Origin of the sequence: Candidatus Didemnitutus sp. (genome assembly GCA_019634575.1) — a bacterium.
Taxonomy (GTDB): Bacteria; Verrucomicrobiota; Verrucomicrobiia; order Opitutales; family Opitutaceae; genus Didemnitutus.
In genome coordinates this window covers 3,469,131-3,487,717 of the sequence record JAHCAY010000001.1, presented here as the reverse complement: position 1 = coordinate 3,487,717, position 18,587 = coordinate 3,469,131, and the positions used below count along the sequence as shown (strand labels likewise).

Genomic DNA, 18,587 nt, shown 5'->3' with positions numbered 1-18,587 from the left:
AGTTCGATCCAGTCACAGAGGGCAGAAGAGGGACACAGAGGTCGCAGAGAGTGAGTTCAAAATACCGCACGCGGTCTGATTCGCTCGCGGACGGGAGAGCCAAATCGGTTCGGGGTTTTCGGTCCCAAACTCTGTGTCTCTCCGGTCTGCCTCTGCGTTCTCTGTGTCGTGCTCGGGAATTTGGAAAATTGGTTTCTTCCGCGCCTCCGCGCAGCCGGAATACGGTTAGTTCGCCGATTTGCGGCGGGCCGCCTCTTGGTATTTCGCGAGGTCCGCGTCCACCTGGTCCAAGAGCTGTTTTCCGACTCCATTCGGAAGGTCGTGCAGGTAGTCGCGGAACTTCGCCTGATATTCCACCGCCTGAGCGGCATCGCCGAGACGCCAGGCACCTTGGGCCAACGCCGAGAACACATTGCCTTTGGCGTCAGCCTTAAGGTTTTCGAGCGCGTAGGCGTAGTATTCCGTCGGAAGATCATCGGTCTGCAGCAACACGCTGAGGTAGCCCTGCACGGTGGTGCGCTGCAAAAGATCGGACGGATCCCGCTGTGCCTTCTCCACCGCGGCCTGCGCCTCGGCGAAAGCCTGCTTCGCATCGAATTTCACCAGAGAGCGAAAACGCAACGCGGGCATCTTGGCCGCGAAGGTCGGGTATTCCGCCCAGACGTCCATCGCCTTGCGCCAGTCCTTCGCCTCCATCGCCGCGCTGAACTTCTCCATCACCTTCAGCATGGTTTCCTGGTTGCCCGGATCGCCGGCGAAGTCGGCCGCGGATTTCGCGTAATCGAATTTCCCCGCCAGCAGTTCCTTCACGACGCGGTCGAGCTCGAACGGCATCCCGCTGCTGATCCACGCGATTTTTCCGGCTCCATCGACCACGATCGACGTCGGAATCCCCGCCGCTTTGGTCGGGTTGAACCAATTCTTGAGCAGGTGGTCGTCGGCGGTGTCGCGGCAGATCGGGTAATCGGCGTCCTTGCCCATTTGCGCGATCACCTTGTCCACGGCGCGGTCCGCCTCCGGACCCGGCAGCCGCTCGAAGAGATCGACTCCGATCACGGTCAGCTTGCCCTGGTATTCGTGCGCGAGCTTGGTGAGGTGCGGCATCGCGGCGCGGCAGGGCGAGCACCAGGTGGCCCAGAATTCGATGATGTAGATCTGGCCCGGTTCGAGACGGGTGATCGGACCGTGTTTCACCCAGCGCCCGGCTTTGAACTCAGGCGCGGGCCGGCCGATTTTGAACGCCGCCTCCTCGGCGGAAACAGAAGAGACGACGGCGAGAAGCAGCGCGCTCAACACGAGCGAGCGCAGAGTGAAGAGTTTCATGGGTAAGTCTTACGAGGTTGCGACGGCGAGAGCGGCTTCGCTCAGAATTGCCGCGTGATGTTGATCGCGTAGTGCTGTTGACGTTGCTCGATCGTGCCGAAGCGGAACGTGCCGGCCGCAAGCGGAGGGTCCTGGTCGAAGACGTTGAAGACGGTGAATCGCACGCGCGTGTCCTTGAGCAGCGCGCGAGCCCACCGATGCGGGAGAGCGGAGGAGCGCCCGAAATCGTAGCCGAACTGCAGATCCCAGCGGATGCTGGAGCCGATGACCGTGGTGCTCGTCAGGCTCTCGTTGAACGAACTGTTGTAGGTGGCCAGCGTGCCGACCTCCATCGCGCCGGTGCTCCAGAAGAGCGAGCCGGACAGCTGCCACGGGAGATTGCTCGTGCCGGTTTGCGAGGGCGTGATGGGCCCGTTCGGTCCGCGGACACGCATTTCGTTTTTGTCCGTCCGCGCGACGTCCACGCGTGCGTCGAGGCGGCCCTTCGCGGTCGGCAGGTTGTAGCGCAAACCGGCGTCCCAACCAGCGTGTTTGGACTCGCTCACGTTCATCCAGCTCTGCACCCACTCGACGATCCGTCCGGGTGTGCCGCCGGAGGAAGGCGCGCGAATCATGAACTCGGGGTAGAGCGTCGCGATTTCCGTGAAACTAAAGATGCTGTTCATCTGCACAATCCGACTGGAGTAGTCGGTCTGCCAGCGGGTGCCTTGGACCGACAGGCCCGGGACACCGGGCACATCCACGGTGAGCGAGAAGGTGTTACTCTTGAAAACCTCCGGATCGATATTCGGATTGCCGCTGATGGTGGAAGTGAACGGCAGTGTGATCGGCTCGTTGTTGCGCAACGGATCCGTGAAATCCGCGGGGATGCGCGTCAGATTCGTGCGAGACTGGACGCGCCGCTCGCTGAAGAGCGGCGGCACCCGATACCCTTCGGAGCGAGTCACGCGCAGTGAAAGCCAGGAGATCGGCTGAGCGAGCACGCTGAACGTCGGATTGGTCGTCGAAGCGAAATCGGAATAGCGGTCGTGGCGCGCGGCAATGGACACATCCAGGCGGTTGAGGAGCGGGAGATCCTGCTGGGGCGAAACCACCGGAGCCCTGACTTCGGCCGCAAAACCATACGAACGCCGGCTCGCGGCGGGCACGAGCGCGCTCGTGCTTTCCAATTCGTCGTGCATCGCTTCCGCAGTGAGGGCCATTCGCACGTCGCCCGCCGGCAGCTTCCAGACCTTGCCATCCGCACTGGCGGAGAGGAGGAGGTTCTTCGGTCGCTCTTGCGTGATGGCCTGCGGTCCGGCCACCGCGCTGAACACATCCTGCAGCGCGACGGTGCGACTCGTGCTGTCATACAACAGCGTCGGCGGATTGCTGGCGTTGAGCAGCGACTGGACCCGCGCCTGCTCGAGCACGCCGGTGCCGTTGTCCGGCACGGACTGCGATTTGTCCAAGGTCGCGCTCACGTCGTAGCGCCAGTCGCTCCCCAGCTCTCCGCGGAAGCCGATGGTTCCGCTGAACGCTTTGCGCGTCACCTTGAAGGCGGACAGGTTGTCGAAAAATGTTTTGTGCAGGATGATGGGGACACCGAAGGGATTGCCCGGGTAGTTCGCCGGCAGGGTCAAACCGAAGGCGAAGCCCACGTTAAAACCGGTCGGGCCCGTATCGTTGAAGTAGATGCCTTCGGTGTTGTAGGGATCGCCGTAGCCCTCGTTCTTGCTCTCGACGTAGCGGCCTTGGGCGTAAACGGAGAAGGCCTTGTTGAAGGTATACTCGCCGCCGAAGAGCACCGAATTCTGCTCGAAACGCGGGCTCGCGTAGATGGAAGCCGCGTCGAAGCGCTCGCCCCAAGCGGTCGCGTCGTCCGTGGAAAACGGATCCCATGCCGCGCCGCCGGCCGCCGCATAGGCTTTGGCGTAATCGGTCGCGGCCAGGCCGGTGCCGGAGGAATTCGCCGGAATCGGCGCCATCGGCGTGGCCAAGCCCGGAAGATTCAAGCCGCTCTCCGTTTCGATCCAGCCCGGCACGACGCGGATGGAGTCGCTGCGGTTATCCGCTCCGCCGAACGCGCGGCGATCATTCGTGTTGATCGTCGCCGTGTCTCGCGCGGCCAGAGGCGTGCTCCGTTCATGCGACAACGTCACGCGCGCATTCCAGTTCGCGCGCGCGACGCTCTGGGTCAGCGAATAACTCTGAACCGAGGCGTCCGTCTTGAACGTGTTGTCATAGTTGATCTGAATTTCCGTTCCGTTGTAGTCCTTCCGCGTGATGATGTTGATCACGCCGGCGACCGCATCGGCGCCGTAGATCGCACTCGCGCCGTCCAGCATCACCTCGATCCGGTCCACGGCAGAGAGCGGGATGCCGCCGATGTCGTAACGGTCGTTGATCGTGACCTGGCTGCCTTTGGTCACGCGTCGGCCGTCCACCAGGATCAGCGTGCTCGCGCCCTGAAAGCCGCGCAGGTTCGCGGACACCGCATAGTCGCCCGCCAGCGGGCTGGGTGAGCCGGCGTTGTTGCCCATGCCGTTGCTGGAACTGCTGACCTGCGGAATCGCGCGGAACACATCGCCCAAATTCGCCGCTCCGGTCCGCTGGATCGCCCGGCGATCGAGCGTGAAGACCGGCTGCATCGTCTGCTCGCCGACCAGCGTGCGAATCCGTGAGCCCGTGACCTTGAAAGCGTCCAGCTGGACAGTCCCGTCCTTGACCGTCGTGTTGGCGTTGCCGGCTGCACCGTTCGCCGCCGCCGCGTCAGCGGGACGGCTTAGGGCGTTTTTTGATTCTGCGGCGATTTCCTTCCGCACGGCGAGGGCGCCGGTGGACTTGTCTTGGGCGACGACGAGCGCCGTGCCTTCGAGCATTTGCTCCAGCGCGGCGCGAGGAGTGAACTCACCCTTGATCGCGAGCGTCTTCACGCCGGCGACGTCGGAGGGAGAGAAGAGCAGCTGCTCGCCGGACTGGGCGGCGAACTGCTTCAGCGCCCTCGCGGCATCGTCCGCGGGCACGTTGAAATTTTTCTTCGCCGCCTCGGCCGCGAAGCCGAGTAGAGCGAGACAGAGACTGAGCAAAAGCAGGACAGGCGTCCGCAGGTAACGCGCGGCGCCGACGCGAGGATGCGAGGGTGAGGTCATAGTGTGTGCCCGACGCGCGGAAGGGGCGGCACGCCGGTCACCAAGGGCAGACGGACGAATCTGAAAAACTCTCTAGAAAATTTCCCGTGCCGCCGTGTCATCGCGCGGCGCGGAGCTCGATTCCCTGCCCGGTGCGCTCGCTGGCCACACCGAAATTCTCCTCCAACAGACGCACGAACGGCTCGTAGGCGTCCGCGCGGAATGTGCCGCTGAAGTGTTTCGCGTTCAGGGCAGGATCAGCGATCACGAGCTTCGTGCGGTTGTAGCGATTGAATTCCGCCACGACGTCCGCAAGCGGCAGATCCTCGAACTCCAGCCGGCGCTCCTGCCAGGCGAGTGCACGGTGCATCTCGATGGCGCCGACTTCGCTGATGGCGACGACGGGCGGCGCGTCCTTCTCGGGTTCGGTCAACAGCTTCACGCGCACGCTCTCGCCCTCCACAAGCAGCGGCGGGCCGGATTGGTCGGCGACGGCGGGGAGCAGCGAGGCACCTTTGACGGTGTCGTTTACCTGCACCTTGCCCTCGGTGACGAGCACGTCGACGGCATCCTCGCGCAGGCGGACGTTGAACGCGGTGCCGACGGCGCGCACGGCGACGTGGTTGGCGGCGACGATGAACGGCCGGGCGGGATTCTTCGCGACGTCGAAATGCGCCTCGCCGCGCAACAGCTCGACGCGGCGCTCGTGGTCCGAGTAGTGGACCTTGATCGCGCTGTCGGTGTTGAGCTGCACGACCGAGCCGTCCGGCAAATCGAGCTTCTGAAACGCCCCCACGTCGGTCTCGGCGGTCGGACGCGCCGCGTTGAAGCCCGCCCACCCCGCCCATGCGAGCGCGATGGTCGCGGCGGCGGCGAGCGGCACCCACACGCGCGACGCGCGGCGGCGGGCCGGCGAACGCGAGCGCGGCGCGAGCAACTCGGGCTCGGGCGTGGCGGCGGCCGTCGGCCGCAGCGCGGCGGTGCGGTTGAAGTCTCGCCAGACGGCGTCGAGCTCCGCGAAAGCCTCGGCGTGCTTCGGCGACAGTTGCAGCCAGCGCATGAACTCGGCGGTCTCGCTCTCGGTCATGCCGCGGTCGCGCAGGCTCAGCCAGACGGCGGCGGTCGCTTCGATTTCCTCGGGGTCGTGTGGGTGGGGCAGCTCGGCATTCATGCGGTGCCTCCGTGGGTCACTCCGTGTTGTTTCAGAAAGTCGCGCAGGCGCAGCACGCCGATGGCGATCTGCGCATTCACCGTGTGCTCGGAGATGCCGAGCTGGGACGCGATCTCGCGATGCGAGAGCCCGTAGATTTTGCGCAGCGTCAGCACTTGGCGGCAGCGGGTGGGCAGCGCCGCGATGGCTTGGGCGAGCAGTTGGAGTTCCTGGTCATGGGCAACGGCCTCGGGGATGCCGGGCCTCTCTTCCAAGACGGACAGCGATTCGAGTTCTGCTATTCCGTCGATCGTGGCGATTTTTCGCCGGCGAAAATAGTCGAAGGCGGCATTGCGCGCCGTGGTGAAGAGGAAGGCCTTCGGCGCGCGCACCTCGCCGTGCTCGCGGGCCTGGAGCAGGCGCGCGTAGGTTTCCTGAACGAGGTCTTCGATGTCGGGGTGGCCTGGAAACTTGCCTCGCAGGTAAGAGCGCAACGACGCCTCGTGCGGCTGCACCTCACGGGCAAACCATCGGGCGGTCTCGGGATCGTGCGGGGGCATGGCGACGCCCATGGCATCGGCCCGTCCGCCGCGGGAGTCGAGCGGGTTTGCGGATTTTTGCTGCGCAGGGAAAATCTTCCCGGGAGCCGCTAGTAGTTTTGTGTGGCGCGCGCGTCTTAGCGCGAGGCGGCGCCGCGCGCCGTCGGCTGAGGTTTAGGAGAAGCACGGGGCGGCGCGTCACTCGCCGGACACTTCAACCTAAACTTCCGAACTTAAACGGACGCTTGGCGCTTCATCGCCAGCAGTCGCGCACGGGAGGGCACGCCATGCTTGTGCAGGATCGACGCGACCTGGTTCTTGATCGTGGCCTCGGCGCGATTGAGCTCGCTGGCGATCTCCTTGTTGGAAAGGCCGGTAAGGAGCAGGTCTCTCACGCGCAGTTCGGCGGGCGTCAAATCGGGCACCAGTGTCGCTAGCGGGCGGGAGGCGGAGACGACCGGAGACGTTTCCTGACGGACCGGCAGCAGGCAACTGGCGCCGACGAGCAGGCTGAGGGGCACAAAACGGGACGAGCGGGAAGCTACCATGGCGAAGGCAAGGATTCGCGCAGCGGAAGGCGGCGCTATTACTTAGACGAACGAAGCGGCCAAATCCCCGAAGGAAATCGTCCAGGCCGCAACCTGACCCTTCAGAGGCCGAGCAGGCGCTTCACCTCGGCTTTGAGCAAGGGGCTGCGGGCGTCGGTGGAGACGCCCCGGCCGTCCCGATCGAGCAGGAACATGGCCGGAACGACATTGAGGCCGTAGCGGGCCGATATCTCATTCTTTCAGAATTTCCCGTCTAAATGCTGCGATCACGGCCGACGCTCTTTCTGCCCAAAATCGAGGAACTCTCCGATGGCTACCTTTCCGGTCGCGGGACAGCGATCACATCGAAGCCTCTGCGTGAATGCGTCATAACCTCAGGTGCGCACCTCACCAATTCCCTCGATAGCGTGGTGTGTGTTCCGTGTGAGAGCGAAATCCCGTTCCAAGGGCGCGGATCAGAGGGGTGTTCTCGAGGAATTCGGTCAGCAGGCCACCGATGACGAGGCCACACGGTTCGAGCGTGCGGATATATCCCGGAGTCATCAGCATCTTACCGTCCACGCGCTCCGGGCGTGGGAACCCTGCCTTGGGAGCGGGCGACTTCGGCGTTCGCCGATCTGGCATCGGCAGCTAACGGTGAGCCTTGAGCATCCGCATGCGAAACGCGGAGTCACAACCAGAGCGATGTTCGCAAGCGCGAACACGCCGGCATCATGGCACGACCATCGCAAGTCGGCACACCCAGTGCGGGAATGGGCGTTCAGAATTATTTCCGGAGGGTCGGCACGGATTCCGGAGGCGCGGTCATGTGAACGCCCGCTTTCGCCAGCGCGCCTTCGAGCGGCCGGGAACCTTCGGATTCCGAGAATCCAAGCAAGGCATCCACCACCGTGCCTTCCCCATCGATGATGAATACAGCCGGGATCGCTGGCACATCATAGAGTTTCCTCGCGAGGGCGGTCTCCCCTCGCCCGGAAGGATCGAAGGCCCATGCGATATCCGGATAGTGCGCCTGGTTTTGCTTCATCCAGGAATCGAACTTTTCCTTCTGATCCCAGACGCAGACCCCCAGCACGACGACATTCTGATCCTTGTAGCGCGCCGCCACCTGCTGGTTGAACGGAATCGCGTCCTGACACGGGCCGCACCAAGTGGCCCAGAAATCGAGCACTACGGTCTTTCCCTTGAAATCCGACAGCTTCACGGTGCGACCGTCGGCGGCCAGCACGGTGATTTCCGGCGCCCGTTCGTGCCGGCCGCTCTGCCAGCGATCGCGGAAGAGGCGTTGGCTCGCCTCGCGACGTTCCCGTTCGGCGTGGCTCTTGCGCACGCTTTCGGGGATGTCAGTCGCTTTATCGAACGCAGCGCGCAGGTCGGCCACGGCCGCCTTCCACGCCTGGGCGGCAGGTTCGTCGATCACGGGATGAAGCTTTCCCGCCGCGTCCACCGGACCCCAGTCTTTCACGAATCGCGGGGACTGGGAGAAAACAAACGATTCGACCACGGACCAGCGCCGCGGGTCCTCCGGGTGCTTGGTGTAGAAATTCATCGCAAACTCGCCCACACGCCGCGCCCGCGCTTCGAAGAATTTTTCCCGCTCGAACTCCGGTGCCACGGCCAGGTTCCGGTATCCGCCGGTCATCGGACCGAGGTGGTGCAAAAGCGATTCGAACTGCTTCCAGTCGTCATCCGCCGGATTGGATTCGCTCGGCTCGGCCGCGAGGCATCGCACGGCCAGCAGCGCGAGGAAAAGTGCGCGGCGGCCGGAAAAGAAAGGGAAAGGGAACATGGTCAGAATCGTTTTTGGAGGTGAAGGGTGTAGCGGCGGAGGCGCGGGTCGGTGGTGAATTGATAGCCGCCGACGGTTCCGGTGGTGGCGACGATGGGCGGCTCCTTGTCGAGGGCGTTTTGGAGGCCCACGCTGATCTGGAGGTCGGAAAGCAGCCATCCGCCCCAGCGGTGCCGGCTGGAGCCGAACTGGTAGCGCACCTGCACGTCGTGGTAGAATTGCCGCGGGAATCGCTCGCCGCCCTGGGTGAGCACGGAGGTGTTGCGGGTCGCGACCGATGCGCTGCGCGGATAGATGAACTGCGCGTCGTAATACTGGACGTTCCAGCCGGCGGACCAAGGCCCGCGACTCCAGTCCAGTCCGCCGTTGCCGCGCCATTTGAGCGGACCGTCGGTGAACCCGATCGTGTTGACCAGAGGCTGTGCGGTCGTTGTTTGCGAGGCGGAGCGCCCCATCCAGGTCGCGATCGCGTAGGGGCGGAACTCACCGAGCGTGGTCTTGCGCAGGTAGTCCGCTTGGAAATCGACCGCGGTCACTTCGCGGCGAGTGAAATTATACAAGGAGATATCGAGGGCGGTGATGGCGCCGCCCGTGTATCCGAGCGCCTGTTCCGCGGGAGTGAGCGCATCGCGGACGACGCGCCCAGCCGGCAATTGATCTTCCAGATCGATCGCAGTCTGCCCGCTGAGCGAGCGGATCTCGTCGGTTTTGTTGATCTTGGTGAAATCGACCGACAAACGGAACCCAGGCAGCCAGCGGGGTGTGAAGATCGCGCCGGCGGAGAGGCTGCGAGAGTGCTCCGGCTTCAGGCCGGGATTGCCGCCCGAGGTGGTGTCGACGGCAATGAACGATGTCGAGTTGCCGCGTTTCGGGTCGGTGACCGAGAAACTGCCGAAGCCGACGGGATTGGGAGACATCTGCGAAAGCGACGGGGCAAGGAAACCGGTGCCCCAGCTGGCACGCAGCGTGAGGTCGCGCCACGGCGCGGTCCGCAGGCCGACCAGGTAGGAAGTGTCGCCGACCTTGCGATCCAGGAAGTCGACGGCGGGAAACGGACCGGCGGAACTCGGAACGCTGAGGCTCAGAGCGTTGGCCAGCGTATGATAGCGGGAGGTATCATAGCGGACGCTGGTCTGCAGCTCGAGGCGGCTGGGCTGCGATTTTTCGGCGGCGGCGATGAGCGGCACCCGCGCCTCCGTGTAGAAAGCCCGAGCGGTCGAGGACACGGCCGGGAACCACGAGTAGAGGAACCCGGTTCCGGAGGTCGAAGCCAGGGGGAACACCGAGGACTCCTTGTTCTCGCGCTGACCCTCGACGCTCGCCGAAAGAATGATGTCGCCGGCGGGCAGATGAAAAACCGGACCCGAAGCGCGCAAAGCGCCCGTTTGCGAAACCAGGTCGCCGTTGTTGTCGGCGTCCAAGCCGGGCAGCAGATAGGGCGTGTAGTTCAGCGGGTAGGTTTTCAGGTCCCGAAGCACATCGAGCACGCCGGTGGAAACGGCGGTGAGATACGAGGGCGACGGACCCGACGGGCCGTCCGGATCGCCGAGGACCGGTGCGGTGCGGCGGTTGACGAAGAGCGAACGTCCCCAGGTGTAGTCGAGTGCAGCTTGCCATTCGCCCGGCAGGCGAGCCACCAGACCGCCCGTGATCCGCGTCGTGTTGAGCGTGGAAAATCCCGGTGTCCTCAGGATGACGGCGGGATAGGTGACGTTGACCGCGGTGGTGAAGGGATTGTTGGGCGCGGTGACGGCCAGTGTGCTGGAGTTCGGGCCCAGCAGGGTCGCGCCGTTGCCGCGATTCTGCGTGCGCAGGTAATCACCATATCCCTCCAGCCAAGGCGTGATCTTTTGGCGCAGGCTCAAGCCGAGCGACTTGATGATGGGCGTGGTGATGAGCGCCGCTTGGCGCGCACTCAGGTCCTCCGGGATGTCGAGATTGTAGCGCCCGGCGTTGGCGACGAGCGCGGCGGCGTCGGCGGACGAGACGCCGGCATACCCGATGGGCAACGACGTGAACGTCGAACTCAGGACGGTGCCGCCGTATTCGGGCTTGAGCTGCAAATTCGAGCCACTGAAGCCGCGGACGTTCGTGGTGGCGCCGGCGGGCGGAAAGAACGTGCTGTTAAAAGTGCCGGGATTGTTGGCGTAGGCCAACCGCCGGGCATGCACCGTGAAATCGCGATCCTGCTGCAGCAGATCGTTGGACTCGGCGTAGCTGCCGGTGACGGTCACGACCGTAGCCCCACCCCGCAGATTGAACGTCGCGGTGAGATCCGCCCGGCGCTGCGCGCTGTCGGTATCGAAGGTGTTCACGTAGTTGAGGTCGAGGATCACGCCGGAAAAATCCTTTCGCGTGATGATGTTCACCACTCCGCCGGTGGCGCCGCCGCCATAGATGGCGGAGGCGGTGGACGGCAGGATTTCGATGCGTTCGATCATCGCCAGCGGGATGCCATTCACGTCCGGCTGGAGCATCGCACTGTTGCCCGTGGTGCGGCTCGGCAGGCGCCGGCCATCGACGAGGATGAGCGTCTGATTCGTGCCGAGGCCGCGCAAATTGATGGAGCTGGTGGGGGCGCTCAGATTTTGGGCGCTCGAGCCGAGATCCGTCGCCATCGGCAGTCGCGTGAGGAAAAAATCCTGCAGCGTCGTCGCTTGGGAATTCTGGATTTGGTTGTGATCGAAGACGACGTAGGGTTGCACGTCGTCGCGCGAGCGGGGCTTGTCGAGGTTGATCAGCTTCGAACCGAACACCTCGAAGGTGTCGAGTTGGAGGATATTCTCGCCGTTGGCGTCGGTGGCGAGGCGGGGCTTGCTGTCCGGGCGATCGCTATTTTCCTCGATCGCCCTGACGGCGTTTTTTGCTTCAGCAGGTGTCTCGCGGCGCACGGCGATGGCGCCGGTTTTCGTGTCGGTCGTGGCGAGGAGGCCGGTGCCGTCGAGCAAAGCGTCGAGCGCTTCCCGCACCGTGAGTTCGCCCTTTACCGACGACGTTTTCACTCCACGCACGACGGCGGCGGCGAAGAGCGTCTCGCGGCCGGAGACGGAGGAGAACTGCTTCAACGCCGCGGCAGCGTCGCCCGCGGGGATGTCGTAGTGTTTTCTCGCTTCATCGGCCGCGAGCGCGGCGACGGAGATCAAAGCGCCGAGCAGGACGGCGCGCAGGAGGTGGCCCAAGGTTCGCATGGTGTGTCGGTGATCCGGCCGGCGGGGATGCCGGCTTGGCTAACACGACGAACTGCGCGGTGGGAGCCGTAACATTTTCTTCACCGATGCGCGTCACCGCGCGCGGCGGAGCACCGTGCGGTTCTCTCCGGCCGTCTCGGCGCGGACGCCGAGATCGGTGTCGTTCACCAGCAAACGGACGAAGCCCTCGACATTATCGGGCCGGAACGTGCCGCCGATCCGCAGCGCGCCGAGCTCCGGATCGCCGAGCTCGAGCTGCTGGCGGTTGAGCCGGTTGAACTCCGCAATGGCGTCCGCGAGCGGCGTCTCGTTGAACTGCAATCGCGGCGCCTGCCAGGCGAGCTCGCGCGCGATGTCCTCCGTCGTCACTGTGGCGATCGCCGGGGCGGAAGTTTCCGCCCGGTTCACCGTCGCCATCTGGCCGACGGAGACAAAGACCGGCGCCGGGCCGGTCGCTCCCGCCTGCTCGACCTTCACGCGACCTTCGGTGACGAGCACCTGCACGTCCTGCGCGTCGAGCCGGACGTTGAAGGCCGTGCCGACCGCGCGCACCTCGACACCGGCGGCATCGACCACGAAAGGACGCTGCGCGTCCTTCCACACGGAGAAATGGGCCTCGCCGCCGGTGAGTTTCACGCGGCGTTCCTTCTCGGAATATTGCACGACGAGCCGCGAACCGTCCTTCAACTCGACGCGCGAGCCGTCGGGCAGCGCGAGGCGCTCGTTGACGCGCAGATAGGATTTCGGAGCGGCGGCGACTGCGGCCGCGTCGGGTCGCGACCAAGGTCGCTCCCACAGGAAAAATACGAGCGCGATCGTCGCAGCGGCCGCGAGGCCGGCAGACGCCCAGCGCCACCACGCCCGGCTGCGCGCCGGTGGCGGAGCGAACAAGTCGGGATTCGGCTCGGTGTCATGCGCTGGCGTCCACTCGTAGAGCTGCATCATGCGCTCGAGCGCCGCGGCATGCTGGGCGAGCGCCTCGGCATGGCGCGGATCGGCGCGCAGCCAGTGCATGTAGTCGTCCTGCTCGGCCGCACTCAGGCCGCGATCGCGGCGGGCGAGCCAGTCCGCGGCGGCTTCGAGAATTTTCTCGGGCGTCGGATCGTGCGGTTTCGGGTCGGATTTCATCGCGCGCCTCCGCGGGAGAAGAACGCGGCGCATTGGCGGATGCCGGCGGCCATCTGTTTCTCCACCGTGCTTTCGGACACGCCGAGCTGGTTGGCGATCTGCTTCTGGGTGAGGCCATACGCCGTGCGCAGCGTGAAGATCTGCCGCACGCGCTCGGGAAGCGACTGGATGGCCTTGGTCAAGAGCTCGAGTTCCTGCTGTTTCGTGACGGAGGCGACAACATCCGCCGCATCCGTTAAGACGGTCGGATCGGTGTCGTCCGTAATCGGTTCGAACGCCACCACACGTTGCCGCCGCACGGCATCGAGCGCGAGGTTGCGCGCCGTGGTGAACAGCAGCGCGCGCGCGGATCTGATCGGGCTCACTTCCCTCGCCTGCACCATGCGCGACAGGCTTTCCTGCACGACGTCGTCCACGTCGGGCAGCGTGGGAAACCGCGCCAGCAGCCACGCACGCAACGCCGGACGATGCGGCTGCACCTCCGTGGCGAACCAGCGGCTGACCTCGGGACTGGCGTCGGGCGGCATTTCGGAATGCCCCGCAGTATCGGCTGAGACGCGCGAAAATCCAGCCGCATGGCAGCCGTGAAGCCGCGCAGGAAAATTTCGTTACGGCATCGGGCGTCCCGTTCGTCTTTGGGCCAGCCCGTCCGCCGACGCACCGTGGCCCGAAAGCACTAGAACACGGGTTGGCCGTGACAACCCGTCCACTGCAACCACGCTGGCCGGCATGAACCTTGCCGCGAGCGCGATTATTCGCCGTCTCCCCCGCTCCGGGCGGAGAGGTATCGCGGTCTAGCCAACTGCCAACGATCCTCTTTCGCACCCCGAGCGGTTTTCCGCCCGGGGTTTTCTTTTGTCATGAAAACACCTGTTCACCTGCCCCACCCGACCGTCTCCTGGCAACTGACCGTCCATGCCGGCGGCACCGATCCGCTCGTCTTCGCGCGCGTCCTGCAAAAGGCCGCCGTGCCGGAAATCGCGCTCGAGGCGGCGGCCTACGCGCGCAGCCCGGCGCGTCTGGAACTTACCGTAACCTGCAGCGAGGCGCGGGCCGAGCTCACACGCCGGAAACTCGAGCGCCTGCTCGATGTGCGCGCGGTGATTCTCCATCGCGTGCCATCCGCGAGAGCGCCTTACGGCGCGTGCGCATAGGTCGCCAGGGCTTTCCAAATGAGCGGCGGATGATTCGAGATGATGCCGTCCACGCCGAGTGCGAGCAGGCGGGTGGCAGTCGGGAGGTCGTTCACGGTATAGACCCACACGCGGAGCCCGCGCGCGTGTGCCTCGCGCACGGAGTCGTGCGTGACGAGGTCGCCGCTCCACACCGCGACGCTGGCGCCGGCGGCGGCGAGCCGATCGAGCTGCGCGGGACCGAGCGTTTTCTCGGCCTCGGTGAACGGCTGGCCCTTCGCCGGCGCGACGGGCCCGAGCGCAGCGAGCACTTGCTCGGGCGCGAGCGCATGGAAGTCGCGCAAGTAGTCCCAATCGAAACTTTGCACGACCACCCGGTTGATCCAGCCACGCGTGCGCAACAACTCGACGCAGGTCCGCGCGTCGCCTTCCTTGCGCTCGATGAGCGTGACGGCGTGCGGGGCGATGAGCTCGATCGCCTCGGCGAGCAGCGGCAGGCGCGTGCCGGCGAAGCGCGGATCGAACCATCGGCCGGCATCGAGCGATTGCAGCTCGGCGAGCGTGTGCTCGCTGGCGCGGATTCTCTCGCCGCCCCAGCGCGAGCGCGCGTCGGTGGTGCGGTCGAGTGTGGCGTCGTGCAACACGATGAGGGCGCCGTCCGCCGTGGGATGGTAATCGAGCTCGACCAGGTCGGCGCCGGCGAGCGTCGCGGCGGCGAAACTGGGCAGCGTGTTTTCCGGCGCGGCGCCGGAGTAGCCGCGATGTCCGATCACCAACGGCCGTGGGGCGCGCAGCAATTCCGTCGCCGAGGGCGGCGGCAAATCGCTCGCGGCGCAGGACGCGCCGAACGCGACGATGTTACAGAGCAGCAGGGTGAGGAGGCGGATCGACATGAGACAAGGCGGGCGCGAGGCGACGATGCAGATTGCGGAATGGGTGACCAGCTCCGGCCCGTCCGCGTTTGGAAGCGGCCACTGGCTCCCTCAGCTTCGCACGATGGCGCGACCCTCTACAGCGCGCGATCCGCGGACGGGCCGGGAAGTGGTCTGGTGGCGGGAGGGCCCGATCTTGCTCCGGGTGAGCCGGCCGCGGACCCGCGGCGCGAGGCGCGGGAGAGCGCGGCGAGTTCAGAATGTGAGCGTGGCGGTCAGCGCATAGGAGCGCGGTTGCTGGTAGACGAAGGTGGTGGGGATGCTGACTCGGTCGGGGCGGGAGATGTCGCCGCCGGGAGGGCGCAGAGCCGCGCCAACGTAGACGAGGTCATTGTTGCCGAGGGCGTTTCCGACGCGCAGGTTGAGGTCGAGCAGCATGTCGTGCCGCAGCTTCATCTGGTAGTTGGCCGTGAGCGTGACGGTATAGTAGGCGGCGCGGTAGATGCGGGTGCTGGAGTCGACGCTCGGATCGTCGATCGCGGTGAGCGGGTTCGCGGGATTGACGATGGTGTCGGCGCCGCGGTTGCCGATGGCGGTGCGGCCGATGTATTGGATGCCGCCGCCGACGCGGAGGTTTTTCAGAAAGCCACGGGGGATGCGGTAGTCGGTGTAGACGTTCGCCGTGAATCTCGGGAGATCGCTGCCGGTCACGACCGTGGCGCTGTTGGTGGCCTTGAAGGTCTGGATGTCGTTCCACGCGGTGGCGGCGGCCGCGGCGTCGGGCGAACGGTTGGCGACGGGGATGGAAGTGTCGACGGTAGCGACGTTGCTGGCGTCGATGAGCACACCGGCATCGAGGACGATCTGCTTCAGCGTGGCTTCGTTGGCGGCGAGGTAGGCGAACTCGTCCTTGTGGCCGTTGAGGTTGTAGACCTTGGGGATGCCGGCGTTGGCGGTGAGGCGCCAGTTGCGGGTCAGGTTGGCGGTGATGTCGATCTCGTAGCCCTCGGTCTTGTCATCCTTGAAATCAAAGGCGATGGCGGGGATGGCGGCGAGTCCGCGCGTGTTCATGCCGTTGGGGTTTTGGTCGCCGACTTTGTTGGCGTTGACGATATTGGCGTATTTGCCGGCATTGCTGATTTGGCTCTGGCTGTCGAATTGCTTGCCGACGTAGCGCCCGACGGAGGCGCTGATGCGGCCTCCGAGCAGATTGAAACGCAGGCCGGCATCCCATCCCTCGCTGGTGGTGACGGGCATCGGCTGGCCGGTCAACGTGACGCCGGCACCGGGAGCCTTGAAGGATTCCGCGTAGTTCGCGTAGGCGCTGATCCAGGACAGGGCGTGAAAAACGCCGCCGTAGGTCACGGTGGTGGCGGAGACATCGACCGCCGGTTGAGAGTAGTCGTCGCGGAAGCGGTCGTTGGCGTATTGGGGCAACGGCTTGAAGTTGGCGTCACGCGGGCGCGAGTTGGCGGGGAGGTAGGCGCCGTTACCGGTGATGTTGCCGGCGGAATCCTTGGCCTGATATTGCAGGGTGTAGTAGTCGGCGGGGCCGACGGGGCGGTAATAGATGGTCTGGCCGTCCCAATCGACGGGGTAGTCGGCCATGGAATTGTTCGTGCTGTTGCCGCTGTAGCTCAGCTGCTTCACCCGGTCGCGACGGATGCCGCCGATGAGGTTGAGGCGGCCCTTGAAGAGCTTGGCGGTGAAGGCGGACTGGACGTAGTCGAAGTTCGAGTCGGCGGCGCGCAGGGTGCCGATGCTGCGCAGGTCGACGATCTTGGAGACGTGATAAGTCTGCGTGGTGCCGGCGATGGGGTCGACGTATTGGACGCTATCGGGATAGAGCCCGGGCTGGCGGAGATTGTCCCAGTAGAAGCGATAAGTGAAGATGTCGTCGACGGAGCGGCGGCGGATGTCGGGGTTGCGATCCATGACGGAGGTGTAGGCGTAGAGGTCGTAGTTAACCTTGCGGCGACCGGTGATGACGTTGGCGCGGAAGTCGCCCCACTTGGTGTCGTCGAAGACGAGGGCGAGGGCGGCGCGACCTTCTCCGACCTTAGTCTTGTAGTAAAAGGACGAGGCGAGGGCTTCGCTGTAGACTTTCTTGAAGTTGGGGTTGGGCTGGCCGTTGGGGAGGGTCTGGTTGACGTCGATCGTGGCGTTGCCCATGCGGGAGGCGGCGGTCTCGACGTGCTTGTCGGTGTCGGCGTAATTGAAGGCAGCCTCGAGGAAAAGGTGCTGGCCCTGGTGGTGCTCGAGGAAGACCGCCGCGTCGTGGAAACCGTATTCGAGCGTCGGCATGTCGGGCTGGATGACGGTCTTGGTCGACGGGCGGCGAAAAGAGGAACCGGCCTCCGCCAGACCGAAGAGGAGATCCGGGGAGTAGATGCTGTCGATCATCGAGCCGCCGTTGATGCTAAGGTTGGCCGTGGAGAGCGCGAGCTTGCCTCCGACCGGCACGGCCGCATTGGCCGCGCCGCCTTGGGTGCGCCACGTGTTTGCCCAGTTCATGACCGTGCCCGAATCCATGCCGGGAACATAGAGCAAATAGGGCGAGGTGCTGGAGCCGAGGCGGGCGAGGCCCTTGGCGTCGGAGTTGGTGATGCTGGCGACCGGCGCGGCCACCGTGGTGACGCCGTCCCAGCCGGAAATGGACTCGGACATCGTCTCGCGCCCCAGGAGCGTGCTCTGTTTGTAGTGCTCGTATTCGGCGCGGAGGGTGGTGTTTTTCAGCAAGCGGTAAGTGGCCGCGAGGTGGATGCCCTGCCGGTTGTCGAACTCGAGATCGCGCCAGGTCGGTGAATCCTGAAGGAGCGCGTTAACGCGAATCGCGAAGCGCTCACCCGCACGCCGATTGACGTCGAGGGTGAGACGCGCCCGACCCCACGATCCCGTCTGGAGCGACATCTTGTTGAAATCGGTATCGACGCGGGCGCGCTTGGTCATGCCACTGACGACGCCACCCAGGCTGCCGGTGCCGATGAGGAGCGCGTTCGGACCACGCGCGAAGTCGAAGCGCTCCTGGCTGTAGGTGTCGGAGTTTTGCCCGAGGAGAAAAAAATTGCGCTGCGCTTGAGTGATCCAGAGGCCGCGGGAAACCACACTCGAACCGGCTTCGCCATCATTGTAGCGGTAGGCGCTCAGCGGCGTGATGGGCATATAGGAACCCACGGACCAGGAGAGGGCGGCCTCCTGACTATCGAGGCTGAGCGCATCGAGAAAATCGCGCGTGATCACCGAGTAGGCCAGCGGCGTGTCGCGCAGAGGCAGCGACATGCGCCCGCCGGCGAGGGAATTGGCCGCGACAAAACCATCGTCCTTCTCCGTCACCACGAGGAACGGCGACAGGGTCACCACGCCGCCATCGTCGCGCAGCGCGGCGGCGCCGGTCTCGGTCCGCGGCGCGGGCGTGAAAGCCGGCTTTTCCTTCGGTGGCTCGGACTTCGGATCGCGCCGGATGGTGAACGCGCCGGTCTTCGCGTCCTCCAGCGCCGCCAGCTCGGTGCCGGCGAGCATGCGGTCGAGCGCCTCTCGGGCCGCGAGTTCGCCGTGCACGGCGTTGGTCTTCACTCCGTCGACCAATTGCACCGAGAAGAGGATCTCGCGTTTCGCCTGATGCGCGAACTGCTTGAGCGTTTGCCCCGCCTCGCCGGCGGGCAGATCGAATGCCGTCGGTGCCGCCGCTTGGGCGAAGCAGGTCGCGCTCGACACGAGGGCGAAACAACAGAGGAGCTGCCGCCACAGCGGGGCGACCGCGCGAAGAAGAACAGGGGTGTTCATGGGGACTGAACCAGAGATGCCGGC

12 protein-coding genes are annotated in these 18,587 nt (G+C 65.2%); 1 reads left to right on the top strand and 11 read right to left on the bottom strand.

Going from position 1 to position 18,587, the window contains the following annotated elements; all coding sequences use genetic code 11:
- Positions 1–225: 225 nt before the first annotated feature.
- The 9 genes from KF715_14510 to KF715_14470 all read right to left on the bottom strand — a co-directional run bounded on the left by KF715_14510 (position 226) and on the right by KF715_14470 (position 13,302).
- Positions 226–1,323, bottom strand: coding sequence for a TlpA family protein disulfide reductase (locus tag KF715_14510; GenBank protein MBX3737905.1), 1,098 nt, complete (start codon positions 1,321–1,323; stop codon positions 226–228).
- A gap of 41 nt (positions 1,324–1,364) precedes the next feature.
- Positions 1,365–4,454 carry a TonB-dependent receptor gene (locus KF715_14505; protein ID MBX3737904.1) on the bottom strand — a complete coding sequence of 1,030 codons (3,090 nt, stop codon included), beginning with the start codon at positions 4,452–4,454 and terminating at the stop codon, positions 1,365–1,367.
- A 97-nt stretch (positions 4,455–4,551) separates the two neighbouring features.
- A complete protein-coding gene (locus tag KF715_14500) occupies positions 4,552–5,604 on the bottom strand; it encodes a FecR domain-containing protein (protein MBX3737903.1) in 1,053 nt (350 codons plus the stop codon).
- On the bottom strand, positions 5,601–6,143 hold the full coding sequence (locus tag KF715_14495) for a sigma-70 family RNA polymerase sigma factor (GenBank protein MBX3737902.1): 543 nt from the start codon (positions 6,141–6,143) through the stop codon (positions 5,601–5,603). Before KF715_14495 ends, KF715_14500 begins: the two co-directional genes overlap by 4 nt.
- A gap of 212 nt (positions 6,144–6,355) precedes the next feature.
- On the bottom strand, positions 6,356–6,670 hold the full coding sequence (locus KF715_14490) for a response regulator transcription factor (GenBank protein MBX3737901.1): 315 nt from the start codon (positions 6,668–6,670) through the stop codon (positions 6,356–6,358).
- A 766-nt stretch (positions 6,671–7,436) separates the two neighbouring features.
- A complete protein-coding gene (locus KF715_14485; GenBank protein MBX3737900.1) occupies positions 7,437–8,402 on the bottom strand; it encodes a TlpA family protein disulfide reductase in 966 nt (321 codons plus the stop codon).
- A 59-nt stretch (positions 8,403–8,461) separates the two neighbouring features.
- On the bottom strand, positions 8,462–11,647 hold the full coding sequence (locus tag KF715_14480; protein ID MBX3737899.1) for a TonB-dependent receptor: 3,186 nt from the start codon (positions 11,645–11,647) through the stop codon (positions 8,462–8,464).
- Positions 11,648–11,740: 93 nt separating this feature from the next.
- Entirely contained in the window at positions 11,741–12,775 is a 1,035-nt protein-coding gene (locus KF715_14475; GenBank protein MBX3737898.1) for a FecR domain-containing protein, read from the bottom strand.
- Positions 12,772–13,302, bottom strand: coding sequence for an RNA polymerase sigma factor (locus KF715_14470; protein ID MBX3737897.1), 531 nt, complete (start codon positions 13,300–13,302; stop codon positions 12,772–12,774). Before KF715_14470 ends, KF715_14475 begins: the two co-directional genes overlap by 4 nt.
- Before the next feature lie 333 nt (positions 13,303–13,635).
- Here KF715_14470 and KF715_14465 point away from each other — a divergent pair, with 333 nt between their 5' ends.
- On the top strand, positions 13,636–13,929 hold the full coding sequence (locus KF715_14465) for a hypothetical protein (GenBank protein ID MBX3737896.1): 294 nt from the start codon (positions 13,636–13,638) through the stop codon (positions 13,927–13,929).
- On the opposite strand, the gene KF715_14460 is transcribed toward KF715_14465, so the two are convergent.
- Together KF715_14460 and KF715_14455 are read right to left on the bottom strand one after the other, a co-directional pair.
- Complete coding sequence (locus KF715_14460; GenBank protein ID MBX3737895.1) at positions 13,911–14,801, bottom strand: hypothetical protein; 891 nt, start codon at positions 14,799–14,801, stop codon at positions 13,911–13,913. The genes KF715_14465 and KF715_14460 overlap by 19 nt on opposite strands.
- A 234-nt stretch (positions 14,802–15,035) precedes the next feature.
- Positions 15,036–18,563: a TonB-dependent receptor gene (locus KF715_14455; GenBank protein MBX3737894.1), complete on the bottom strand. Its 3,528-nt coding sequence runs from the start codon at positions 18,561–18,563 to the stop codon at positions 15,036–15,038.
- Between the last annotated feature and the right edge of the window lie 24 nt (positions 18,564–18,587).